Raw genomic sequence first — 22,682 nt, forward strand, 5'->3', positions numbered from 1 at the left:
AGCCGCCCCGCATGGCGGGACACCACCGGTTTTGAAGACCGGGAGGGCCACCGGGCCCCGTTGGCTTCCATGTGAACACTGAACAAGGGACAAGGGACAGGTACGCCAGTCACAAGGGGTGCGAGGGCCGAGGGACCAGGCACCGCAGCGACAAGGGACAAGACGGGGACCGGGGCAGGGGCACGACAGCACCCAAACGCGTCCGTCACCAGGCGCTCAGCCGGTCGCCCACTCCTGGCCCTGCCTCGTCCTTGCCGCGTGTCCCTCGTGTCCTCGTCCCTTGTCCCTCGACGCCCTTGTGACTCGTCCGTTGCCGTCTTGTCACTTGGTCCCGAACACCCGCAGCACCTCGTCGACGTCGCTGAGATCGTGGAACACCACATCTGCGCCGGCTGTCGTGAGGGCCGCGTGGTCATACTGCCCGGTCGTCACGCAGACCGACCGGCAGCCACCCACGCGCGCCACCTCGGCGTCGTTCGGGGTGTCGCCGATGATGACGACATCGTGCCGGTCGATGGTCTCGCCCGTGCGCTGCCGATAGCGCTCGAGGGCCACGGGCAGCAGATCGTTCCGGTGCACCGCGTCCTCACCCCACGCTCCCCACGCGAAGTGCTTCCAGAGGTCGAAGTAGCCCAGCTTGATCTCGGCCGACACCGAGAAGTTCCCCGTCAGCAGGGCGACGTGCCACGACGGATCCGCCTCGAGCCTCGCGATCAACTGGCGCACACCCGGCAGCACGCCCGGTCCGCCTCCCACGCGGTCGAGTTCCTCGCTCAGGATCCGGCAGTAGTTGTCGCGGATCCGCGCCTGCAGGTCGGGCGTGATGTCGGACCCGTCGATGGCGCGCACCGCATCACGCAGGATGATGGAGTCGGTGCGACCCGCCACCGGGATGCCTTCCAGCGCCCCCTCGACCCCCATCGTCACTTCCACGGCCCGCTTCATCGAGCGGTATCCGGACCCGCCGGTGGTGATGAGGGTGCCGTCGATGTCGAAGAGGAGGAGCGTGGGCATGAGAGGCGAGGTCGGTCAGCAGTGTACAGGGAAGGCCGAAACTTCAGGACTCAGGCCGCAGGTCTCAGGCTAGGGCCCGACTGCAGCGCCTCACAACTGCCCCTCGTTACTCCTGAGACTCGAGACCTGAGCCGACTCACCCGAGCGCGAGCGGCGTCAGCGCCCCGGTGCCCGGATGCAGTTGCAGGTGCCGCGTCGCGACGCGCCGGGCGAACTCGCGGTCCTGGCTCACGGCCAGGATCGTCAGCCCCCGCGCCGTCGCCACCCGCGCCACGTCGTCGGCAAACGCCGCGCGATCGGGAGCTTCGAGGGCGGCCGTCGGGTGCTCCAACAGGAGCAGCGTGGGGTCGAGGGCGATGGCCCGCGCCAGGTGGACCCGCATGCGCACGGGCGCAGGGGCCTCGTGCAGCGGCCGGGTGAGCCAGGCGTCGTCCAGGCCCGCCTCGCGCGCGATGGCGTCGACCTGCGGCACCAGGTCGTCATCGACCGGGTCGACGAGCGCGGTGAGCGACAGCGCGACGTTGTCGCGGACGGTGTAGGCGTCGAGCAGGATCGCACGGGCGGTGACCACGCCGAAGGGATCGAGGGAGGCCAGCCAGGCGTCGGCGTCGGTGATGTCGGTGGTCGGCCGCCCGAAGACGCGGACCTCGCCCTGATCGGGCAGCACGAAGCCGTTGACGAGGTTGGTCAGGACCTCGGCGGCCACCACGTCGATGCCACTGAGGACGACGCGATCGGACGGCTGGACGACGAGGTCGAGGAGGCGCAGGGGACGCAGGCCGCGGTAGTCCTTGCTGACGCCGGTGCAGTGCACCACCGGGGCGTCGGTCACGCCATGGCCTCGGGGCGGCCCCGGTCGCGCCGCGTGAGGTTGCGGTACTCGCGAATCAGCAGCGCGAGGTGCTCGCGTTCCTCGTCGGCGAACTCGAGGAAGATGCGCTTGCCCTCGGAGTCCTCGAACTTCTCGCCGTAGCGCTTGAAGAAGCGGTGCGAGCCCCGTTCGCACCTGATGCCGATCATCAGCGCGTCCTTGTCGCTCGTCACGCCGCGCAGCGCATCCACGCCGGCCGAGAACAGGCCGTTGGCCGCGCCCTTGAAGAAGAGGAAGGGCGGCTGCTGCTCGAGATCGGGCTCGGCCTCGAGCAATTGCGCGTAGCGCTGCTCGAGGCGCTCGAGGTGGTCGTCCTCGTCGGTCGACAGGCGCTCGAAGATCATGCGGGCGCGCGCGTCGCGGGTCATCGCGGCGGCGCGGGTGTAGAACTCGCGTCCCGAGCGCTCGGTCGCGATGGCGATGCGCAGCGCGTCGCGGGCGAAGAGGGCCTCGGTCGACGCCTGGCGCGCGGGTGCCGGACGTCCCGTGGTGCAGGCCTCGCAGGTCCCGTACAGCTGCACCACGGCGTGCGACACGGTGAACTTGCGCGCCTCGGCCACTTCCTCCAACAGCTGCTCGATGTCGGAGCTGAGGAACTCCATCGACTGGTTGCAGGACTTGCAGATGAGGTGGAAGTGGCGCGGATGGCGGTAACTGTGCTCGTAGCGGAAGCGCCCCTCGCCGAAGTCGACCTTGCGCGCGATGCCTGCCGCCTCCATCCAGGCGAGCGTGCGGTACACCGTGGCGCGGCTGATGCGCGTGTCTTCCTTGCGGATCAGGTCCACCAGGTCGTCGGCGGTGAGGTGCCCCTCCTGCCGGAGGAACACGTCCACGATCCGGTCGCGCTTGCTCGACCGCTTGCTGCCCGCCGGGCGCAGGCTCTCGATGAAGGCTGCCGGTGACTTCTCTGGCATGGGATGGGCGCCGAGGGGCGGCGCGCGGGGCGCAGCCGCAGGCCGGCAGGCGCCGCGGCCCCGGCAGCCCGGGACCGCGCGCGAACGTGCGCTAGACCGAGAAGGACGACCCGCAGCCGCAGGTCGACTTCGCGTTGGGGTTCTTGATCGTGAATCCGCCGCCCGACAGGTTGTCGACGAAGTCCACCTCGGCGCCCTTCAGGTAGCGGACGCTGATGGGGTCGACGAACAGGCGGACGCCGTTGGACTCGACGATCCGGTCGACGTCGGCCGTCGGCGCGGTGTCCTCGATCATGAGGCCGTACTGGAAGCCGGAGCAGCCGCCGCCCTGGACGAAGACGCGCAGGCCGGCCTCGGGCTTGCCTTCCTCGGACAGCAGTTCAGTGATTTTCTCGGCCGCGACGGAAGTGACGTTGATCATGGGTGACAGGACTCCTCAGTGCCTCATGGCAGTATAGCGACCGGTCCGAGCGTCGGGCAACCAGCCGGACGGACGGGCCACGCGCGGCCGTCGCCGCGTCCAACGCCCATGACCGCTCCCATCCGCCCGCTGTTCCTGGCTGGCCAGTTGCGCGAGACCGCGAGCACCGTCGAGGTCCGCTCCCCGTACGACGGCACGCTGGTGGCTCGCGTCTCCGCCGCCGGCCCCGACGAGTACGAAGACGCCGCGCGCGCCTGCGTCGCCGCGGCGCCGCGGGTCGCCGCCGTGCCGGTGCACGAACGGGCCCGTCTCCTGCGGGCCGTCAGCCTGAAGCTGCGCGAACAGCGCGAGACCTTCGCGAGGCGCATCGTCGCCGAGGCCGGCAAGCCCCTGCGCGACGCGCGCACCGAGGCCGACCGCGCCGCCATGACCTTCGAGGTCGCCGCCGAGGAGGCGCGGCGCCTGTCGGGCAGCGGCGAGGTGCTGCCCATGGACCTGGCCCCGCACGGCGAGGCCCGGATGGCGCTGTTCAAGCGGGTGCCCATCGGGCCGGTCGCGGGCATCTCGCCCTTCAACTTCCCGCTCAACCTCGTCGCGCACAAGCTGGCGCCGGCGCTGGCCGCCGGCAACCCCCTCGTCCTGAAGCCCGCCAGCCGCACGCCGCTGTCGGCGCTGGCGCTCGCCGACCTGATGCACGAAGCCGGCCTGCCGCCGGGCGCGCTGAGCGTGCTGCCGATGAGCCGCGAGACGGGCGACCTGCTGGTGACCGACGAGCGCTATCGCCTGCTCACGTTCACCGGGTCGGCCGAAGTGGGATGGGCCATGAAGGCCCGGGCCGGGAAGAAGAAGGTCGTGCTCGAGCTGGGCGGGAACGCGGCGGTGATCGTCGACCGCGGTGCCGACATCACGGCCGCGGCGGAACGCATCGCCACGGGCGGCTTCAGCGCCGCCGGGCAGAGCTGCATTTCCGTGCAGCGTGTCTACGTGCACGACGCCGAGTGGGACGCCTTCCTGGCGGCGTTCATCCCGCGCGTGGAGGCGCTGGTCGTGGGCGATCCGATGGACGAGCGGACGCACGTGGGGCCGCTCATCACGCCAGGCGACGTGGCACGGATCGAGGAATGGACGACGGAGGCCGTGCAGGGCGGAGCCACCGTGCTGTGCGGCGGCACGAGGCAGTCCGACCGGATCTTCGCCCCGACGGTGCTGACGGGCGTGCCGCGCGACGCGCGCATCTGCGCCGACGAAGCCTTCGCCCCGGTCGTCGTCGTCGAACGGGTGGCGAGCATGGACGAGGCGCTGACGGCCGTCAACGACTCGGCTTTCGGCCTGCAGGCGGGCATCTTCACGCCGCGCCTCGACGAGGCGCTGAAGGCCTTCGACACGCTCGAGGTGGGGGGCGTGCTCGTGAACGACGTGCCCACGTGGCGCATCGATCACATGCCGTACGGCGGGGTGAAGGACTCGGGACTGGGCCGCGAAGGTCCCCGGTACGCCATCGAGGACATGACCGAACTCCGGTTGCTCGTCGTCCGGCGCTAGCCGAACGCTGAACGCGTTCCCTCAGGGCAGCGGCCGTCGAGCCCGGTCGTCCGTCTACACTGGGGAGCGATGACGGACGCGGCTCTGTGCATCCGGGGGCTGGGCGCCACGGCAATGGCGCTCATGTGCGCAATGGCGACGCCATCCGCGCAAGTGCCAGCCGAGCAGGGACCGGTGCGCCCGCAGGGATTGGTGGCGGCGCCGCGCACGCCCGCACCGACGACCACGCCCGGACGCCCGCCCGCGCCGCCGCCGGCCCTCCCGGCACCGCCGGTGCCGCCGGGGACTCGCCCCTCGGCGCCGCCCTCGCAGCAGCGCGGCCACGGGCGCCTCTTCCAGCCGCAGGACCTCGGGATGCTCGAGGGACCCGATCGCGAAGCCTGGCAGAAGCCCGACCAGATCATGGACGCGCTGGGCATCGGCGACGGCTCGGTCGTGGCCGACCTCGGCGCCGGCGGCGGGTGGTTCACGGTCCGCCTCGCCAAGCGCGTCGGTCCCAACGGCGTGGTGTACGCCGAAGACATCCAGTCGCAGATGATCGAGGCCATCCAGCGGCGCGTCGCTCGCGAGGGCCTGCACAACGTGTCGGCCGTCCTCGGCGCGGCGGACCACCCGGCCCTCCCTGTGGCCCGCCTCGATGCGGCCCTGATGGTGGACACGTTCCACGAGGTCGAGGACACGCGGTCGCTGCTGACCAACGTGCGCGCCGCCCTGAAGCCAGGCGGGCGACTGGGGATCGTCGAATACCGCACCGAGGGGGGCGGCCCCGGGCCGTCGCGCGAGGAGCGGATCCCGCCAGCGCAGGTGATCCGCGCCGCCGAGGCCGCCGGATTCCGCCTGGTGCGCCAGGAGCAGTTCCTGCAGTTCCAGTACCTGCTGATCTTCACGCGCTGAGTCCGACGTTTCGTCGCACGACAGCCGCCGAGCTACCCTAGCCGCGCATGTCTCCATCGACGCTCCGCCTGTCGAGCGCCCTCGCGTCCCTGCTCGTCGTGGGTACCGGTCTGGCGCTCGTCTCCACCCGACCGCCGAAGCCGCGTGCCACGGAACGTCCGCGGCTCTCACAAAGCGAGGAGTTGCGCCAGCGGCTCTACGACGCCCTGCAGCCCGTGCGCCTGGCCAACTGCACCCTGGAGCGCTTCGGTGAGCCGAACGACGGCGGCTACCTGATGTGCGCGAACCTGCTGGCGCCGGCCGCCGGCTACTCCTACGGCATCTCCGGGTACGACGGGTGGGGCTGCCGGGTGAGCCGACAGTTCGCCATCCCGGTGCACCAGTACGACTGCTTCGATCCGCGTCGTCCGGTGTGTGAGGGCGGTGACACCCGCTTCCACCAGGAGTGCATCGCCGACGAGGCGTCGCTCGATGCCGCTGGGCGGCCGTTCGACGCCCTCGCCGCGCAATTGACGCGCAATGGCGACGGCGGCAAGCGGCTGGTGATGAAGATGGATGTGGAAGGCGCCGAGTGGGCCAGCCTCCTGGCGGCGCCACGCGACGTCCTGGAACAGATCGACCAGCTGACGATCGAACTGCACCTGGACAACCCCGACCTCTGGACCAAGTGGCTCGTGGTGTCCAAGCTCAAGGACGTGTTCCACGTCGCGCACTATCACGTGAACAACTACGGCTGCAGGGCCGACCTGGGCCCGTTCTCGTCGTGGGCCGTCGAGGTGCTGTTCGTGAACAAGCGGCTCGCGGTGCTCGGGCCGGCCGGCCCGCCAGCGACGCGGCCGCACGCGCTCGACACCCCGAACAATCCCGCCGTGCCCGATTGCCAGTACGCGGCCGGGACCGAACCCTCCGGCCTGCGCTGACCATGACGGATCGCTACGCCGACCGCGTCGTGATCGTCACCGGCGGGTCGAGGGGCATCGGCGAAGGGGTCGTGCGCGCCTTCGTCGGCGCCGGTGCACGCGTGACGATCGCCGACATCGACGCCGCGGGCGGTGAGGCGCTGGCGTCTGCGCTCGGGTCGCGCGCGACGTTCACCCCGGTCGATGTCAGGCGGGAAGACGACGTCGTGGCCCTGATCGACGGCGTGGCGACGCGCGAGGGGCGCCTCGACTGCCTCGTGAACAACGCCGGCACGCATCCGCCGCACCTGCCCATCGACGCGATCACGCCGGCGGCCTTCCGCGATCTGCTCGAGCTGAACCTGGTGAGCCAGTTCGTGGCGTGCCGCGCCGCACTCCCCCACCTGCGGACCTCGGGCGGCTGCATCATCAACATGGGCAGCCTCGTGGGATCACTCGGCCAGGCGCATGCGGTCGACTACGTGGCGACCAAGGGGGCGATCGCGGCGTTCACGCGCGCGCTCGCCATCGACGAGGCCCGCCACGGCGTGCGCGTCAACTGCGTGTCGCCGGGCAACATCGACACGCCGCTGTGGCAGTCGTTCGCGGAGCGCAGCCCCGACCCGGACGCCACGCGACGCGCCGGCGCCGCAGACCAGTGGCTGGGCCGCCTGGGCACCATCGACGAGGTCGGTCGCCTCTGCGTGTACCTGGCGGCAGAGGCCACGTACACGACCGGCGTGGATCACGTCATCTCTGGCGGCGCGGAACTGGGCTACGGGAGGAAAATGCCGTGATGCCGGGAAACCCGCGATGCCGACCCGCGCATCGATGGCATTCCCAGCATGGGCAGCATGGCAGGCCTGCCTTGCCCCTCTTCCACTCGGGTCAAGCCCTGGCTGTTCCCGGTGCGGCTATGGCTATCGCGTGCGCGCCACCAGCTGCCACACCGAGGGCAGCACGCCAGCGGCGAGCACCAGCTTCAGGAGGTCGGCCACGGCGAACGGCGTCGCCGCGCCCAGGGCGGCCTCGGTGCCGAGCGTTGCCGACAGCCCGGCCACACCCCCCGCGTACACGACCACGAGACCCGCGAGCATCGCGAGGAACGAAGTGAAGTAGCGGCGGTCGAAGCGGCGCTCCGCCAGCATCCCGGTCAGCCAGGCGGCGGCGGGATAGGCGAGCAGGAATCCACCTGTCGGCCCCAGCAGGCGGGCAAAGCCGGCCGGCAGCGTGGGCGAGGCCGCGAACACGGGCAGGCCCGCGATGCCGGCGATCAGGTACACCACCTGGGCATACGCGCCCAGGCGCGATCCCAGCGCCGCGGCTGCCAGCAGCACGACCATCGGCTGCAGCGTGAACGGGATCGGGTGGAACGGTATGCTGAACTGCGCGGCCATGGCCGTGGCGGCGGTGGCAGCGACGACCACGGCGACGCGCAGGATGCGCGACGAGCTGCGGTCAGAGAGAACGTCGAAGAGGGTAGTTCCGGCGAGGAAGCCAAGTGGCATCCGGCTGGCTGCGTACATGGGTGGGATCCTAGCGGCATGGCTACGGCACTGACAATCGCGGGCAGCGACTCCGGCGGAGGCGCCGGCATCCAGGCCGACCTCAAGACGTTCGAGGCCCTGGGGGTGTTCGGCACCTCGGCCCTCACCGCCATCACCGCCCAGAACACCCGGGGCGTGCGCGCGGTCGAGGTGCTGTCGCCCTCCATGGTCTCAGCGCAAATACTTGCAGTGCTTGAAGATATCGGCGCTGGCGCGATCAAGACCGGCATGCTCGGCACCCATGACGTGGTCGAGACGGTGGCCTCCACCCTCCAGCAGTGGACGACAATTCCCTTGGTGGTCGACCCGGTGATGGTGGCCAAGAGCCGCGACCGGCTGCTGAGCGACGACGCGATTCAGGGCCTGGTGAGGCACCTGCTGCCCCTGGCGACCGTGGTGACGCCCAATGGGCCCGAGGCCGAAGTGCTGACCGGCCATCCGGTGCGCACCGAGGCCGACGCGCGCGAGGCCGCCCGTCGCCTCCACGACATGGGGCCCGCCGCCGTCATCGTCAAGGGTGGCCACCTCGAGACGACCGACGTGGTGGACGTGCTGTTCGACGGCACGGACTTCCATGAGGTACGAGGCCCGCGGCACGCGACCCGGCACACCCACGGCACCGGATGCACGTTCGCGGCGGCCATCGCCGCCCACCTCGCGCTCGGTCATGCCCTTCCGGACGCCTTCCGCCGCTCCCGTGCCTACCTGGACGGCGCGATCCGTCATGCGCCCGGCATCGGGCACGGCGCGGGCCCGGTGGCCCACTTCTGGAACCGGGCCATTTGAAATTGGACATTTGAAATGCCTCGTGGCTCGGCCTGCGGCCTTCGCCCGCCCGTGGCTTCCCGAGGCGCGCGGCCGAAGGCCTGGTGCCCCATGCCCGGTGCCCGGCGGGCCGTGCCCGGTACCCTGTACCCGGTACCCGCTTCCCGTCCACCGCTATACTGAGATGTTGCTTCCCTTCGCGATCACCGGAGCATCGCTCGACATCGCCGGGGTCCACGCGCTGGCGCAACAGCGCCACGCCCAGGCCGCGGCCGAGGCCGACGCCGAGGGTCCCGGCGCGGTGATCCTCTTCGTGGGCGTCGTGCGGGGGCGGCACCAGGGGCAGGACGTCCGAGCGCTAACGTACGAGGCCTACGAACCGCTGGCGGTCGCCTCGTTCGAGCGCATTGCGCGGGAAGCAGCCGACCGCATCCCTGGCGTGGTGATCTGCCTGCACCACCGGGTGGGCACGCTCGAGGTCGGTGAGCCGTCCATCGTCATCGCGGCGGTCTCGGCACATCGCGCGGAGGCGTACGCGGCTTCGCGGTTCGCCATCGAGCGGGTGAAGCAGATTGCCCCGGTGTGGAAGCGCGAGCACCTGGTCGATGGCGCGTCGTGGGTCGAGGGCGCCACCGTGCACCCGGACGACCCCGAGCCGCTGGCCGAGGCCTGGAGGCGCGCATGGCCGTGACGGTGCGCCTGTTCGCGCGACTGCGCGAGATTGCCGGCGCCGATGAACTGGCACGACCGACCGCCGACTCCGTGGCCGGCGTGTGGCAGGGGCTGGTGACCGAGTGGCCCGCGCTGGGACCGTATGCGGACAGCCTCTCCTGCGCGGTGAACGCGCAGTACGCCCGCATGACCACCGCGGTCCGAGACGGCGACGAGGTCGCCTTCCTGCCGCCGGTGAGTGGCGGATAGTCGGCACTGGGGCTGGGCGCTTGGAGCTGGGGAGACAGCGGGTTCCAGCCAGGGCGTAGGCGCCGGCCTTGGCCGGCGCGTCGAGCCCTGTGGTTGCCAGCTCTGAGCCTCGAGCCGTGACCCGACCGTGTGCTCTTTGAGCCTTGGGCCCTGAGCCCTGAGCCTTTCTTATGTTGGACAAGCTCGCGTCCGTCGAGGCGCAATACAACTACCTGATGGGCCTCATCGCCGACCCGGCGGTGCAGGCCGACGCGCAGGCGTACCGCACACACACCAAGACCCTGTCGGAGTTGCAGGAACTGGTGGACGCGTACCGGTCGCTCAAGTCGCTCGAGGAGCAGCTGGCGCAGGCGCGCGACCTCGCCAGCGCCGGCGACGCCGAGATGGCGGCCCTGGCGAAGGAGGAGCTCGCCGACCTCGAGCCGCAGCACACGCAGCTGCTCGAACACGTGAAGTTCCTGCTCATCCCCAAGGACCCCAACGACGCCAAGAACGTCGTCCTCGAGGTGCGCGCCGGGACCGGTGGCGAGGAAGCCGCGCTGTTTGCCGCCGAGGTCTTCCGCATGTACGCGCGGTTCGCCGAGCGCCGGGGCTGGAAGTTCGAGGTGATGTCGACCAGCGAGGCCGATGCCGGCGGCATGAAGGAAGGCATCGCGACCATCGAGGGCAAGCAGGTCTACAGCCACCTCAAGTACGAGAGCGGCGTGCACCGCGTGCAGCGCGTGCCGGCCACCGAGGCCGCGGGCCGCATCCACACGTCGACGGCCACCGTCGCCGTGCTGCCCGAGGCCGAGGACGTCGACATCCAGATCCACGACAAGGACCTGCGCATCGACACGTTCTGCTCGAGCGGCCCCGGCGGCCAGTCGGTGAACACCACGTACTCCGCCGTGCGGATCACGCACATCCCGACCGGCGTGGTCGTGTCGCAGCAGGACGAGAAGTCGCAGATCAAGAACAAGGCGAAGGCGATGAAGGTGCTGCGGTCCCGCCTCTACGAGATGGAACTGCGCAAGCAGCAGGACGCCATCGCGAAGGACCGCAAGAGCCAGGTGGGCACCGGCGAGCGCTCGGAGAAGATTCGCACCTACAACTTCCCGCAGAGCCGCATCACCGACCACCGCATCAACTTCACGACGCACCAGCTGTCGGCCGCCATGGATGGCGACCTCACCGAGCTCATCGACCAGGTGACGACGTTCTACCGGTCGGAGCTGCTCAAGGACGCGAGCCGCACGGAAGCGGTGGACGCCTGACCTCCACGACCCTCCGCCACGCCATCGGCCTCGCGCGACAACGACTCCTGGGGGTCGGGTTCGACCAGGCCCACGCCCGCATCGACGCCGAGGTCCTGGCGCTGCACGTGCTCGGCTGGGACCGCACCGCGCTGATCACCCGCGCCGACGATCCCCTGCCCGATACGTTCCACGACGCCTACGATCGCCTCGTCACGCGGCGCAGCCTCCACGAACCGGTCGCCTACATCGTCGGCCAGCGCGAGTTCTACGGGCGGCCCTTCACGGTCACTCCGGCGGTGCTGATTCCGCGTCCCGAGACCGAGTTGATGGTCGACACGGTGCTGCGCCTCCTGCCGGCGGACGCGTTCGTCCGGCTCGTGGACGTGGGCACGGGCAGCGGCGCGATTGCCCTCACGCTGGCGGCCGAACGGCCGCAGTGGCACGTCGAGGCGACCGACATTTCCTCGGAGGCCCTGCGCGTGGCGCTGCGCAACGCCGAGGCGCTCGGCGTGCGCGGCCGGGTGACCTTCCTCGAGGGCGATCTGCTCGCGCCGACGATGGGGATGTTCGACGCCATCGTCTCGAACCCGCCGTACGTCCCGCTGCGCGACGCGGCGGGCGTCCACCCCACCGTGCGCGACCACGAGCCGCACGTGGCGCTGTTCGGCGGCGAGGATGGGCGGGCGCTGCCACAGCGGCTGATGGTCGAGGCCGTGCCGCGCCTCACGCCGGGCGGCCTGTTCGTGATGGAGTTCGGCGACGGCCAGGAAGCGGACACGGTGGCCAACGCCACGGCTGCGGGTCTGCAGGTCATCGAGGTGCTCGACGACCTTCAGGGCATCGCCCGGACGCTGGTGGCGCGCCGCCAGTAACTCGAGATTGGACGTTTGAAATTCCTGGGCGAGGGCCTTCGGTCACTCACCTCCCAGACCCGCGAGCGGCGAGGCCGGCAGGCCGGCCGCCCATCAATTTCAACTGTCGAATTTCGAATTGCCAGCGCTCGTCAGAGCGGCCCCTGCGGCACCCTCCCACCGAGAATCTCGGCCTGCTGCGCGAACAGGAACGGCGGCTCGAAGATCTCGAGGCTCTTCTGGCGTGAACGGAAGAAGTTGGCGATGTAGCGCATGCGGTCGTCCAGATCGCTCCAGTCGATGGCGCGCGTCGGCAGGCCGCGGTCGAAGCGCGCGAACGTCGCGGCCAGTTCGGGGAGTTCGAGGGAGGCCAGCAGGTCCGGAAACCGGCGCCGCGCCGGCAGTTCCGGCAGGTCGTCGCCGAGGCGCAGGTCGCCGTAGGGCAGCCTGATGCGCATGAGCCTGGCCGTGACCAGCCGCCGGGCGCGGCGACAGGCGCTGTGTCGCACGCGCTCCTCGATCCGCCATCCACGAGGCAGGCGCGACAACCAGGGCGCCACCACGGCCACCAGTTCCAGCATCGGTCGATCGAGCGCCTCGTCGATCAGCGGATCGACGCGGATCTGCTCGTGCAGGCCGATCTTGAGCGACCCGAGCAGGATCAGCTCCGCGCGTTTCTTGGGGTGGGGCTCGAAGGCCGCGTCGTAGTAGGCGCGCGCCGCATCACGCAGCAGATCCTGTCCGCCGTCCTCGGCCCGGCCGGGCGTCAACGTCGCGACGAGCGCCTCGATCCGCGCGGGATCATGGGCGTGGTGGTCCGCGCACAGGCTGACCAGCCGCACGAACACCGGGCCGATCTCGGAGAAGATCAGCCGGTTGCCCTCCGCGATGCGCGTGGTGACGGCCGCGAGGGCGGCGTCGGCGTGCCTGACGATGCGCCAGGCCTGCAGGCGGCTGACGAGGGCATCCGGCAGCCGACGCGCGACGAACCGAGCGGTGGGGCGCAGGATCGGCACATCCTCACCACGGATGGCGGACCCGGCGGTCTTGGAGGCGCGACAGGCGAAGCCGAACCAGTTGACGTCCTGCGCGCCGAGCAGCACCGTGAGGTCGAGCGCGATCCGGTGGTAGAGCTGCGTGATCGTGAGGTTCAGCATCACCGGATCGGGCGTGGCCACGGCGGCGGCGCATTCCTGCAGCGTCACGGTGCTGGTGCTGCGAATCGCCGACAGGGCCTGCCTCGCGCGGGCGCTGCGCGCCAGTCGCTCGGCCATGACCCGTGCGAACACGGCCAGCGTGTGCGGGGCTCGCGCCACCAGCGTGTCGTAGCCGGCCTTCGAGAGTCGCAGGAGCCGACTGTCCTCGAGGGCCTGCACCGACGCCATGCGCGGCTGCCCCGAGAGCAAGGCCATCTCGCCCACCGATTCGCCGGCCCCCACCTCCCCGATCCGGACCTGTTGCCCATCGTCGCGCGTGACAAGCGCGGCCAGCCGGCCGGACGCGACGAAGAAGACCGCATCGCCAGGTTCGCCCTGGCGGAAGAGCTCGCCCCCGGCGGGCAGGGTGACGTGCTGCAGCGTCGACGCCAGGGCGGCGATGGTCTCCTCGTCGAGGGGCCCCGTGAAGGCGTGCAACTGTCGGGCGGCGTCGAGGGACGCGGCCGTGGGGGTCGGATCGACGTGCGGTGGCGCGGACGCGCCCTCATGTGGGGGCATGCGGGGAGTGCCCCCTATTAAACCCCACGGCAGAGGTGCCTGGAGCCGGCGTCAGCCCGGCGGCCAGCCCATGCGGCGACCGGCCAGCAGGTGCAGGTGGATGTGGAACACCGTCTGCCCGGCGTCGGCGTTGCAGTTCATCACGGTCCGGAAGCCGCCGTCGGCGTAGCCCCGCTCCCGGGCGATCTGGGCGGCGCGGTACTGCATCTGCCCCACCACGTGGGCATCGTCAGGCGTGAGGTCGTTCAGCGTGGCGATGTGCCGGCGCGGGATCACCAGGCAGTGCAAGGGCGCCTGGGGGTTGATGTCCTCGAACGCCACGAGGTCGGCGTCCTGGTAGATCACCTTGGCCGGGATCTCGCCGGCCGAGATACGGCAGAACAGGCAGCTGGACATGGTGCACAGGGTAAACCGGGTACGGGGTACCGGGTACCGGGTTCCGCTCCGGGGGCCGGTCGGGCCCGCTCGCCCAGCGGGTCATCTTCAGGCCGCGGACAGGCACCCGGCCCGTGGAATGGCGCAGGTGGCCTGCAGGCCGCAGCCGGTAGCCTACAATTGACTGTTCTATGGCCGACTGGAAAAACTCCGTCAACCTGCCCCGTACCGACTTCCCGATGAAGGCCAACCTGCAGGTCGCAGAGCCTGCGGCGATTGCGCGCTGGGAGGCGATGGACCTGTACGGGCAGATTGCGCAGGCGCGCGCCGGGCAGCCCAAGTACGTGCTGCACGACGGCCCCCCGTACGCCAACGGCCAGATCCACATCGGGCACGCGCTCAACAAGATCCTGAAGGACTTCGTCGTCAAGTCGAAGTCGATGTCGGGCTTCGACGCGCCGTACGTGCCGGGCTGGGACTGCCACGGCCTGCCGATCGAGTTGCAGGTCGACAAGGAGCTCGGCGCGAAGAAGCGCGAGATGAGTCTGGCCGACATCCGCCGGGCCTGCCGCGCCTACGCCGAGCGGCACGTCACCGAGCAGAGCGCCGACTTCCGGCGCCTCGCGGTGTTCGGCGACTGGGGCAAGCCGTACCTGACGATGCAGTACGAGTACCAGGCGGCGATCGTCCGGGCGCTCGGCCGCTGCGTCGAGGAAGGGCTCGTCTACAAGGGCAAGAAGCCGGTCTACTGGTGCATCTCCGACCGCACGGCGCTGGCCGAGGCCGAGGTCGAGTACGAGCAGCACACGTCGCCGTCGATCTACGTCGAGTTCAGGCTCGATGCGCGGGACGCCGACGCCCTCGCGGCGCGCGTGCCGGCACTCGCGGGCCGCGACGTGTCCGTACTGATCTGGACGACGACGCCGTGGACCATCCCGTCCAACCTCGGGATCGCGTTCCAGCCCGGCTTCGACTACGCCGCGTACGACGTCGATGGCCGCCTGGTGATCGTGGCCGAGGCCCTGGCCGAGGCGACGTTTGCCAAGGCCGGGCGCACGCCGGGCACGCCCGTGGCGCGGATGAAGGGCGAGGTGTTCGACCGCATCCGCTTCCGTCACCCGCTCTACGATCGCGAGTCGCTCGGCGTGCTGGCCGACTACGTGACGCTGGAACAGGGCACCGGCGCGGTGCACACGGCGCCGGGCCACGGTGCCGACGACTTCAACACCGGCCAACGGTACGGGCTCGACACGTACGCGCCGATCGGCCCGTCGGGCGAGTTCCTCGCCGACGTCGAGCTGTTCGCCGGCGTCAAGGTGTGGGACGCCAACCCGAAGGTCGTCGAGGCGCTGCGCGAGCGCGGCGCGCTGTGGTTCACCGAGAAGTACGAGCACAGCTACCCGCACTGCTGGCGCTGCCACAAGCCGCTGATCTTCCTGGCCACGCCGCAGTGGTTCATCGAGATGGACCACGACGGCTACCGCGAGAAGGCGCTCGAGGCCATCAAGGGCGTCGAGTGGCTGCCGGCCTGGGGCGAGGAGCGCATCCACAACATGCTCGCCAACCGCCCCGACTGGTGCATCTCGCGGCAGCGCGCGTGGGGCGTGCCGATCCCGGCGGTGACGTGCACGACCTGCCGTGAGTCGGTGCTCACCACCGCGCTCACCGATCGCGCGGCGGAGGTGTTCCTCGAGCACGGTGCCGACGCGTGGTACGAGCGCCCGATCGAGGAGTTCCTGCCCGAAGGCCTGACGTGTGCGCATTGCGGCGGCACCGAGTTCGAGCGCGAGCGCGACATCCTCGACGTGTGGTTCGACTCGGGCACCAGCCACGAGGGCGTGCTGGCCGTGCGCCCCGAGCTGCAGTGGCCTGCCGACATGTACCTCGAGGGCAGCGACCAGTACCGGGGCTGGTTCCACAGCTCGCTGCTGGTCGCCCTCGGCACGCGCGGGAAGGCGCCGTACAGGTCCGTGATCACGCACGGGTTCGTCGTCGACGAGGAAGGCCGCAAGATGTCCAAGTCGCGCGGCAACAACGTCGTCCCGCAGCAGGTGATCGAGCAGAGCGGCGCCGAGGTGCTCCGGCTGTGGGTCGCGATGGTCGACTACACGGAGGAGGTGCGCCTCGGCAAGCAGATCCTGGCGCGCACCGTGGAGGCGTACCGCAAGATCCGCAACACGGTGCGGTACCTGGCCGCGAACATGTACGACTTCGATCCGGCGACGGACCTCGTGCCGGCGGCGGAGATGCTCGAGGTCGACCGGTACGCGCTGGCGCGCTATGCCGACGTGGCGACGAAGATGCGCGCCGCCTACGAGCGGTTCGACTTCCAGACGATCTTCCACGAGCTCAACCGCCTGACGGTCGTCGACCTGAGCGCGTTCTACTTCGACGTGTCGAAGGATCGCCTGTACACGTTCGGTGCGGCGTCGAAGGCACGGCGTTCCGCGCAGACGGCCATCTACCTGATGGCCGACGGGTTGGCGCGGCTGCTCGCGCCGATCCTGCCGGTGACCGCCGACGAGTTGTGGCGGGTGCTGCCGCCTGTCCACCGTAGCCACGGCGAAGGTGGAGGGTCGCGCGAGGCCTCCGTGCACGTCGCGCTGTTCCCCGAGGGCGTCGAGGCCTGGCGCGACGAGGCATTGGTGGCGCGGTACGCGACGCGGCTCGAACTGCGCGACGCGGTGAACGCGAAGCTCGAGGAACAGCGGCAGGCCAAGGTGATCGGCACCTCCCTCGAGGCGGCCGTCACGCTGGCGGGCACGGGTCGCTTCGCCGAGGCACTCGCGGGACTCTCTGCAGACGAGATCGCCGCGTTCTGCATCGTCAGCGAGGCGTCGGTCGTCGCCCCGGCGGCCGACCAGCCCGAAGACTCGCTGGTGGTCTCGGTGGTGCGCGTCGGCGGCGACAAGTGCCAGCGGTGCTGGCGGTACGTGCCGACGACGAGCACGGCCACCGAGTCCGAAGGACTGTGCGACCGCTGCATCGACGCGCTCGGCCTGGCCGGAGCCGTCACCGCATGAGCGATCGCGCCCCCGTAGGGCCGGCCCTGCCCGCCCGGCCTTCCTGGATGAGGCCCGAGATCTGGGTCACCGTGCTGCTGGTGGTCCTGGACCAGGTCACCAAGCTGCTCGTGCTGCAGCGCATCCCGCTGCACGACACGGTGCCGGTGATCCCGGGCCTGCTGAACCTCACCTACGTGCGCAACACCGGCGCGGCTTTCGGCATGCTCAACGCGAGCGACTTCGCCTACAAGCCGCTCGTCGTGGCCGGGCTCGCCATCCTCGCGCTGATCGGCATCCTCTGGTACGCCCGGACGTTCGCCGGCGACGCCTGGCCGGCCCGCTACGGGTTCGTGCTGATCGTGGCCGGCGCCGTCGGTAACCTGATCGATCGGGTCACGCTCGGCTACGTGGTGGATTTCGTCGACGTCTACGCCGGCGGCTGGCACTTCTGGGCCTTCAACGTCGCCGACGCGGCCATCACGATTGGCGCGATCCTGTTCGCGGCCGACACGCTCTTCTCGAGGCGCCATGTTCCCGAAGCTGCTTGATCTCGGGCCGCTGACCGTCTACTCGTACGGCGTGCTGCTCGCCGCCGCCTACCTGGGCGGGCTGCAGTTGTCGCTCGTCCGCGCGAAGCAGCGGGGCCTGGACCCGGCGCGCGTGATGGACCTCGGCATCTACATCATCGTGAGCGCGCTGGTCGGCGCCAAGTTGCTGCTGGTCATCGTCGACGCCGATCACTTCCTGCGCGAACCCGCCGACCTGCTGTCGCTTGCACGCTCCGGGGGCGTGTTCTACGGCGGGTTGATCCTCGCCGTGCTGGTCGGGCTGTGGTACGTGCGCAAGCACCAGTTGCCGACGTGGCGCATCGCCGACGTGGCCGCGCCGGGCATCGCCTTCGGCCATGTGGTCGGGCGCTTCGGCTGCTTCCTCGCCGGGTGCTGCTATGGCCACGAGACGACGGTGCCCTGGGCGGTCACCTTCACCAACCCGCTGGCGCTCGAGAACGTCGGCACCCCGCTCGGCGTGCCGCTGCACCCCACGCAGTTGTACGAGGCCGGGGCCGAGGCGGTGATCCTCGGCCTGCTCCTTGCTCTGGAACACAAGGGTCGCCCGTTCCCCGGACGCACGTTCTGGGGCTACATGCTCGTGTACGGCGTGTCGCGCTTCGTGATCGAGTTCTTCCGCGGCGACCCCCGCGGCATGGTGGTCGACGGCCTGTCGACCTCGCAGTTCATCTCGCTGCTGATCGTGCCCCTGAGCCTGGCGATGCTGTACTGGCTCTCGCGCACCCCGGCAGACGCCACTCCCGCCGCGTCGCGCCCCCGCGCGGCCCGCGCCTGACCGCCATGCACGACGACGAGTTCGAGGACGAGGCCGTCGACATCGAGGCCTTCGACGACGAGGGTGGCGACGAGGAGGCCGGCCTTCTGGATGAAGGCGGGCCGCTGACGCTCGTGATCGGCGAGGACGAGGCCGGACAGCGCGCCGATCAGGCACTCGCGGCATTGCTGGCGGGGCTCTCCCGGTCACAGGTGCAGCGCCTGATCAAGGACGGCCAGGTCCGTATCGGCGATCGCGTGCTGGCCAGGTCCAGCGAGACTCTTGCCCTCGGCACGACGCTGGTCGTGCACCTGCCCGAGGTCGGGCCCGCGGACGCCGTCGCCGAGGACATCCCGCTCGACATCCTGTTCGAGGACGACCACCTCATCGTGGTGAACAAGCCGGCGGGCATGGTGGTGCACCCCGCTGCGGGGCACGCCACGGGCACGTTGGTCAATGCGCTCCTCCACCACGTGCAGGACCTGAGCGGCGTGGCGGGTTCGGTGCGGCCGGGCATCGTGCATCGGCTCGACAAGGGCACGTCGGGCGTGATGGTGGTGGCCAAGACCGACGCCGCGCACCAGGAGTTGGCGCGCCAGTTCCACGACCGCGAGGTCGAGAAGGAATACGTGGCGCTCGTGTGGGGCCTCGTGCATGCGGGGCGCCGCATCGAGGCGCCCATCGGCCGCGACACGCACGACCGCCAGAAGATGACGACGCGACGCGCGCGGCGGTCGCGGGCCGCGGTCACCCGCGTGACGTGGGCGCTGCACCTGCCCGGGGTGTCGCTGATCCGGGTCGCCATCCACACGGGCCGCACGCACCAGATCCGTGTGCATCTCAGCTCGATTGGCCACGCGGTGTGCGGCGACGGCATCTACGGCGGCATTCCGCGCCGGATTGCCCCCCACCTGAAGGCCCTGTCGTCGCTGCAACGCCCGTTCCTCCACGCCGAGCGGCTGGTGTTCACGCACCCGGCCGAGCGGCGGCGCATGGAGTTCGAGGCGCCCCTGGCCGACGACCTCACCCTGGTGCTCGAGCAGCTCGACGCCGCCGTGGTGAAGTTCGGGTACAAGACGCTGCAGAACCCGTAGCACACCGGTAGGGCGGCGTGTCCCACGCCGCCGCTACCCGACAGCGGCGCGGTCGGAGACCGCGCCCTATCTTCGAGATCGCCTGTAGCCTGTAGCCCATGACCGAGCTGTCCTCAAGCCTCGAGTACACCGGCCGCGTCTTCACGGTCACGAAGGATCGGGTCCGCCTTCCGCACGGCGTGGAGGCGACGATGGACATCGTGCGGCACCGCGGATCGGTGGTGCTGATCCCGATGCCCGACGACGCGTCGGTGATCCTGATCCGGCAGTACCGTCACGCGATCGAACAGCACGTGTGGGAGTTGCCGGCGGGCAGCCTCGACCCCGGCGAGGCGCCGGACGAGGCGGCGCTGCGGGAGTGCCACGAAGAGATCGGCCAGAAGGCGCGCCAGGCCGAGCGCATCGCGTCGCTCTACCCGTCGCCCGGGTACACGACCGAGGTGATGCACTTCTACCGGCTGACGGGGTTGTATGTGCCGGACGAGGCGGCGGCGCAGGACGAGGACGAGCACATCGAGCCGCGGGTGTTCTCGCTGGCCGAGTTGCGCGAGGCGGTGGCGCGGGGCGAGATCACCGACATGAAGACGGTGGCCGCGCTGCAGTGGCTATAGGAAACGGCAGTCGGCAGTCGGCAGTCGGCGGCCGAGGGCGGCCCGACACGACACGAGCCGCTGCAGGTGACCTGCAGCGGCTCGTGGTGTCAGTCCCGCGGCGACGTCGCGATCAGCTCGCGATGTCCATGATGGCGGTGGCAGTGCTGCGGCGGGCGAAGAAGCGGTCGCGCGCCGCGGCCTGCTCGCGCTCCTCCTCGCAGTCCTTGCAGCGGAGCGCGAACGGCAGCGCGCGCAGGCGCGCCTCGGCGATTTCGTCGCCGCACTCGTAGCAGAACCCGTAGCTGCCGGCCTCGAGGCGGCCGAGCGCTTCGTTCACCCGGTTGAGGGTCTCCGACTTCATCTGGAGGAGGGCGATCTCGATGTCCTCCTGGATGTCGGACACGGAGGCCTCCTCGGCATCCACGACGCCTTGGGCCTGGTCGGTGGATCCGATGGCCCTGACATCGTGAATCTGGCGGCGCAGCTCACGCCCCAGCTCGAGCCTCCGGTGCTCGAGGATGCGGCGCAGTTCGGCGTGACGGTCTGTATTGGTGGTGGACTTGCGAATCGACTTCATGGCCTGTCCACGCTCCTTTCGTTCGTCTCAAGTGCCGACAGACGAAGCACACCTCGTGCCACGAGCCTGACGGCTCTGGCGGTCCGGGCGCGTCACCGCGCCAGGTCAGAGACCTCGAAGAACTGTCGGGCGGGAAGGAGGGACCACGCTACCGCGAGACCCTCCAGGCCTCGCCACGCCGCAAGGTGCTCATACGAAGCGACTTGCCTCCCACGCATCGGTGTCAGGACCGGAGCGCGGTCTCGGCAGTACAGCGGGTTAGACGCCTGGGGGTCAGGGATGGTTCGGCGCCGGACCGCGGCCCCGTCGGACCGTCCTGGACGCGCCTGGCCGCTGCAGGATGCCCCACTGCACCGGGCCCCGTCGGCGGTCCGACAGGACCACGCCCCGCTCGAGGAGCAGGCGCGTGGTGACGCGATCACGCGAACGGGAGGCCGCGCCGGTGACCATGATTGACGGGGCGTGCCTGCTGTGGAAGGCTCGGCCGATGGCGGCGTGCGCGACGTGCGGGGGTGGGAAGGCGAAGCGGCAGTGCCCGGCGCTCGGGCGGGCGATCTGCGCCACCTGTTGCGGAACGAAACGGATCGTCGAGATCGCCTGCCCTGCCGGGTGCGGCTGGCTCCGGACCGCCCGCGCCCATCCTCACGCCGCCCAGCAACGACAGCAGGAGGCCGACGCCGGCCTGGTCGTGCCCCTGATCCGGGGACTCGACGATGGCGGGTATGCGGTGCTGATGGCATGCCTCCCGGCGGCCGTCACCTTCCGGAACGAGGCCGACCCGCCTCCGCTCGACGCCGACCTGGAGTCGGCGGCCGCCGCGCTGGCGGCCACGGCCGAGACGGCCCAGCGCGGCGTGCTCTACGAACACCAACCCGAGGGCCCGGTGGCGGCGCGGTTGGCCCGAGCGATGTCGGCTCCCCTGGCCGAGGCAGCCAGCGCGGGGGTCCAGCGGCTCGACGCGTCCACGGCCGCCGCCATGCGACGCGTGGAGGCGGCCGTGCAGGAGTTCCGCCGCACGGGTCCGACGGCTCCAGACGCCTACCTGGCCTTCCTGGGCCGGGTGCTCAAGCCCCGGCTGGCCGACGCGCAGACCGGCCAGGCGCTGTCGGCCGGGTCAGACCCGGTCCTTGCCCCGCTGGAGGGGCTCGCCAGCCCCGACGACGGGCCGCGCCTCATCGTGCCCTAGTGCGGGGGCTGGGAGCTGGGAGCTGGGAGCTGGGGGCTGGGGGCTCGGGGCTCGGGGCTCGGGGCTAGACGTAGAGCCCGCATCGTCTTTCGAGCCCCAAGCGCCAAGCCCCCAGATGCCGTGGCATGACCTCGAGCCCCCCAAGCCTCGAGCCCCCAGCCCCTGGCCCCTGATGCTGTGCCGACTGTGGTACACTCGGTGGTTCGCGCGCCCGGCGGGCTCTCCTCCGAGGGTCCATGGCCAGTCCAGGCCGAGGCCACGCGAAAGTTCTGAGTCATGGCAAATCGTTGCGAAGTCTGCGGCAAGGGTCCCACGTTCGGCAACAACATCAGCCACGCGCACAACGTGAGTTCGCGCCGGTTCAACCCGAACCTGCAGTCGGTGCGGGCGCTGGTGAACGGGGCGGCGAAGCGGCTGAAGGTCTGCACGCGCTGCATCCGCTCGGGCAAGGTGACCAAGGCCGCCTAGGCATGGCCACGCGCGCGTCGGTCTCCACGCCGGACGCCCCGCAGGCCATCGGTCCGTACTCCCAGGCCATCCGGGCCGGCCAGTTCCTGTTCCTCTCGGGGCAGATTCCCCTCGACCCCGTGTCGGGCGAGGTGGTGGCGGGAGACGTGCGCGCGCAGACGCGCCGTGTGCTCGACAACATCGCGGGTGTCCTCGCGGCCGCGGATGTGTCGATGGACGCCGTCGTGAAGACGACCGTCTTCCTGATCGACATGGCGGACTTCACCGCGATGAACGAGGTCTACGCGACCGCGTTCGAGTCGCCGGCGCCTGCCCGCTCGACGGTGCAGGTCTCGCGTCTCCCCCGCGACGTGCGGGTCGAGATCGAAGTCGTCGCGCTGCTCCCGTAGTTACAGATTGGACATTTGAAATTCAGGGGCGACGGCCTGCCGGCCGGTCGCCGCGGTCCCCCGCGTGCGAGCGAAGGCCG

Annotated in this window: 25 protein-coding genes; 17 read left to right on the plus strand and 8 right to left on the minus strand. The window is 70.5% G+C overall.

Annotated features, from left to right (window positions below; genetic code table 11):
- Positions 1-321: 321 nt before the first annotated feature.
- From ACIRDX_RS01260 to erpA, 4 genes are all read right to left on the minus strand, one after another.
- The gene (locus ACIRDX_RS01260) at positions 322-1,014 is read right to left on the minus strand and encodes an HAD family hydrolase (protein WP_396623582.1); all 693 of its coding nucleotides are present in this window, start codon (positions 1,012-1,014) and stop codon (positions 322-324) included.
- Between the two features lie 136 nt (positions 1,015-1,150).
- A complete protein-coding gene (locus ACIRDX_RS01265) occupies positions 1,151-1,846 on the minus strand; it encodes an ATP-binding cassette domain-containing protein (protein WP_396623583.1) in 696 nt (231 codons plus the stop codon).
- Positions 1,843-2,799 (minus strand): transcriptional repressor, encoded by a 957-nt coding sequence (locus tag ACIRDX_RS01270; protein ID WP_396623584.1) that lies wholly within the window; start codon positions 2,797-2,799, stop codon positions 1,843-1,845. Before ACIRDX_RS01270 ends, ACIRDX_RS01265 begins: the two co-directional genes overlap by 4 nt.
- 91 nt (positions 2,800-2,890) lie before the next feature.
- Entirely contained in the window at positions 2,891-3,220 is a 330-nt protein-coding gene (erpA, locus tag ACIRDX_RS01275) for an iron-sulfur cluster insertion protein ErpA (RefSeq protein WP_396623585.1), read from the minus strand.
- A gap of 108 nt (positions 3,221-3,328) precedes the next feature.
- Here erpA and ACIRDX_RS01280 point away from each other — a divergent pair, with 108 nt between their 5' ends.
- The 4 genes from ACIRDX_RS01280 (at position 3,329) to ACIRDX_RS01295 (ending at position 7,352) form a co-directional block, all read left to right on the plus strand.
- Complete coding sequence (locus ACIRDX_RS01280) at positions 3,329-4,762, plus strand: aldehyde dehydrogenase family protein (protein WP_396623586.1); 1,434 nt, start codon at positions 3,329-3,331, stop codon at positions 4,760-4,762.
- Between the two features lie 132 nt (positions 4,763-4,894).
- Positions 4,895-5,656, plus strand: a complete 762-nt coding sequence (locus tag ACIRDX_RS01285) for a class I SAM-dependent methyltransferase (protein ID WP_396623587.1) — start codon at positions 4,895-4,897, stop codon at positions 5,654-5,656.
- Between the two features lie 47 nt (positions 5,657-5,703).
- On the plus strand, positions 5,704-6,576 hold the full coding sequence (locus ACIRDX_RS01290) for a hypothetical protein (protein ID WP_396623588.1): 873 nt from the start codon (positions 5,704-5,706) through the stop codon (positions 6,574-6,576).
- Between the two features lie 2 nt (positions 6,577-6,578).
- Positions 6,579-7,352 carry an SDR family oxidoreductase gene (locus ACIRDX_RS01295; protein WP_396623589.1) on the plus strand — a complete coding sequence of 258 codons (774 nt, stop codon included), beginning with the start codon at positions 6,579-6,581 and terminating at the stop codon, positions 7,350-7,352.
- A 123-nt stretch (positions 7,353-7,475) separates the two neighbouring features.
- Here the strand turns inward: ACIRDX_RS01295 and ACIRDX_RS01300 are convergent, their stop codons facing one another.
- The gene (locus ACIRDX_RS01300; protein WP_396623590.1) at positions 7,476-8,081 is read right to left on the minus strand and encodes a biotin transporter BioY; all 606 of its coding nucleotides are present in this window, start codon (positions 8,079-8,081) and stop codon (positions 7,476-7,478) included.
- A gap of 18 nt (positions 8,082-8,099) precedes the next feature.
- On the opposite strand from ACIRDX_RS01300, the gene thiD reads away from it, so the two are divergent.
- The 5 genes from thiD (at position 8,100) to prmC (ending at position 11,898) form a co-directional block, all read left to right on the plus strand.
- Entirely contained in the window at positions 8,100-8,888 is a 789-nt protein-coding gene (thiD, locus tag ACIRDX_RS01305; RefSeq protein WP_396623591.1) for a bifunctional hydroxymethylpyrimidine kinase/phosphomethylpyrimidine kinase, read from the plus strand.
- Between the two features lie 163 nt (positions 8,889-9,051).
- Positions 9,052-9,558 (plus strand): molybdenum cofactor biosynthesis protein MoaE, encoded by a 507-nt coding sequence (locus tag ACIRDX_RS01310; protein WP_396623592.1) that lies wholly within the window; start codon positions 9,052-9,054, stop codon positions 9,556-9,558.
- Positions 9,549-9,788, plus strand: coding sequence for a MoaD/ThiS family protein (locus ACIRDX_RS01315; RefSeq protein ID WP_396623593.1), 240 nt, complete (start codon positions 9,549-9,551; stop codon positions 9,786-9,788). Before ACIRDX_RS01310 ends, ACIRDX_RS01315 begins: the two co-directional genes overlap by 10 nt.
- Positions 9,789-9,958: 170 nt before the next feature.
- Positions 9,959-11,044, plus strand: coding sequence for a peptide chain release factor 1 (gene prfA, locus ACIRDX_RS01320; RefSeq protein ID WP_396623594.1), 1,086 nt, complete (start codon positions 9,959-9,961; stop codon positions 11,042-11,044).
- Positions 11,045-11,067: 23 nt separating this feature from the next.
- Complete coding sequence (gene prmC / locus ACIRDX_RS01325) at positions 11,068-11,898, plus strand: peptide chain release factor N(5)-glutamine methyltransferase (protein ID WP_396623659.1); 831 nt, start codon at positions 11,068-11,070, stop codon at positions 11,896-11,898.
- Positions 11,899-12,029: 131 nt separating this feature from the next.
- Here the strand turns inward: prmC and ACIRDX_RS01330 are convergent, their stop codons facing one another.
- Both ACIRDX_RS01330 and ACIRDX_RS01335 read right to left on the minus strand, forming a co-directional pair.
- Entirely contained in the window at positions 12,030-13,592 is a 1,563-nt protein-coding gene (locus ACIRDX_RS01330) for a Crp/Fnr family transcriptional regulator (protein ID WP_396623595.1), read from the minus strand.
- 51 nt (positions 13,593-13,643) lie between these two features.
- Positions 13,644-13,988, minus strand: coding sequence for a histidine triad nucleotide-binding protein (locus tag ACIRDX_RS01335; RefSeq protein WP_396623596.1), 345 nt, complete (start codon positions 13,986-13,988; stop codon positions 13,644-13,646).
- Between the two features lie 170 nt (positions 13,989-14,158).
- Here ACIRDX_RS01335 and ileS point away from each other — a divergent pair, with 170 nt between their 5' ends.
- The 5 genes from ileS (at position 14,159) to ACIRDX_RS01360 (ending at position 20,000) form a co-directional block, all read left to right on the plus strand.
- Entirely contained in the window at positions 14,159-16,990 is a 2,832-nt protein-coding gene (gene ileS / locus ACIRDX_RS01340) for an isoleucine--tRNA ligase (RefSeq protein ID WP_396623597.1), read from the plus strand.
- Positions 16,987-17,520, plus strand: a complete 534-nt coding sequence (lspA, locus tag ACIRDX_RS01345; RefSeq protein WP_396623598.1) for a signal peptidase II — start codon at positions 16,987-16,989, stop codon at positions 17,518-17,520. The genes ileS and lspA overlap by 4 nt, the downstream gene beginning before the upstream one ends.
- Positions 17,501-18,316: a prolipoprotein diacylglyceryl transferase gene (gene lgt, locus ACIRDX_RS01350; RefSeq protein WP_396623599.1), complete on the plus strand. Its 816-nt coding sequence runs from the start codon at positions 17,501-17,503 to the stop codon at positions 18,314-18,316. The genes lspA and lgt overlap by 20 nt, the downstream gene beginning before the upstream one ends.
- Positions 18,317-18,321: 5 nt before the next feature.
- Positions 18,322-19,389 (plus strand): RluA family pseudouridine synthase, encoded by a 1,068-nt coding sequence (locus ACIRDX_RS01355; RefSeq protein WP_396623600.1) that lies wholly within the window; start codon positions 18,322-18,324, stop codon positions 19,387-19,389.
- Positions 19,390-19,487: 98 nt separating this feature from the next.
- Positions 19,488-20,000 (plus strand): NUDIX hydrolase, encoded by a 513-nt coding sequence (locus tag ACIRDX_RS01360; RefSeq protein WP_396623601.1) that lies wholly within the window; start codon positions 19,488-19,490, stop codon positions 19,998-20,000.
- Between the two features lie 112 nt (positions 20,001-20,112).
- Here the strand turns inward: ACIRDX_RS01360 and ACIRDX_RS01365 are convergent, their stop codons facing one another.
- Positions 20,113-20,559 carry a TraR/DksA family transcriptional regulator gene (locus ACIRDX_RS01365; protein ID WP_396623602.1) on the minus strand — a complete coding sequence of 149 codons (447 nt, stop codon included), beginning with the start codon at positions 20,557-20,559 and terminating at the stop codon, positions 20,113-20,115.
- A 406-nt stretch (positions 20,560-20,965) separates the two neighbouring features.
- On the opposite strand from ACIRDX_RS01365, the gene ACIRDX_RS01370 reads away from it, so the two are divergent.
- From ACIRDX_RS01370 to ACIRDX_RS01380, 3 genes are all read left to right on the plus strand, one after another.
- Positions 20,966-21,745, plus strand: coding sequence for a hypothetical protein (locus ACIRDX_RS01370; RefSeq protein WP_396623603.1), 780 nt, complete (start codon positions 20,966-20,968; stop codon positions 21,743-21,745).
- Between the two features lie 276 nt (positions 21,746-22,021).
- Complete coding sequence (rpmB, locus tag ACIRDX_RS01375) at positions 22,022-22,213, plus strand: 50S ribosomal protein L28 (RefSeq protein WP_396623604.1); 192 nt, start codon at positions 22,022-22,024, stop codon at positions 22,211-22,213.
- Between the two features lie 2 nt (positions 22,214-22,215).
- Positions 22,216-22,602, plus strand: coding sequence for a RidA family protein (locus ACIRDX_RS01380; protein ID WP_396623605.1), 387 nt, complete (start codon positions 22,216-22,218; stop codon positions 22,600-22,602).
- Positions 22,603-22,682 lie beyond the last annotated feature (80 nt).

The sequence above is a fragment of the Luteitalea sp. genome (assembly GCF_044337415.1).
Classification (GTDB): Bacteria; Acidobacteriota; Vicinamibacteria; order Vicinamibacterales; family Vicinamibacteraceae; genus Luteitalea.